The sequence below is a fragment of the Algoriphagus aquimarinus genome (assembly GCF_007997215.1).
GTDB classification, from domain to species: domain Bacteria; phylum Bacteroidota; class Bacteroidia; order Cytophagales; family Cyclobacteriaceae; genus Algoriphagus; species Algoriphagus aquimarinus_A.
Window position 1 is genome coordinate 1 of sequence record NZ_VORW01000056.1, and the last position, 513, is coordinate 513.

1 protein-coding gene is annotated in these 513 nt (G+C 46.8%); it reads right to left on the minus strand.

Annotated features, from left to right (window positions below; all coding sequences use genetic code 11):
* On the minus strand, window positions 1-513 hold a 513-nt coding region (locus ESV85_RS22150), incomplete at both ends, for a ThuA domain-containing protein (protein ID WP_146921531.1).

Consider the following 513-nt stretch of genomic DNA (forward strand, 5'->3'; position numbering starts at 1 on the left):
TCGTAGGCTCATAATTCCCGACTATTTCCACAGAAAGCTCAGGTGTAATCACCTCTGGCATATCCAAAAGCCAAAAGGAAGCATTCACGATCAAACGACGCATATCTTCCACCTGGAAGTCAATCGAAGAACCCAGCGTGCTTCCTAGTACCTTACCTGTTTTCCCGCCATTTAGAGAGTAATCTTTCGTCCAAGTAATTGGCATAATTGACTTATCCCACATTAGCGGTGCTTCTGGAGTCATTCCAGCGGTAGATTGTCCGTATAGAAGCACATTGGCAGCGGATGGTAAATTCTTAACCGAGTACACATCCGTTGGCACCCAGATATCATCCACACCTCTCAGAATCGGGTGATCTGCATCACGATCAACTCCATCAATCAAGGCTCTGGTCCCTTCAGATTTGTGAATGCCGTGGTGAGCGACCCAGGTTTCACCTACGATTTGCTGACCAAATCCACCTTCCCAACCAGCGACTTTGCTATTCCAAGTCCATTTGGCATAAGGAGAAT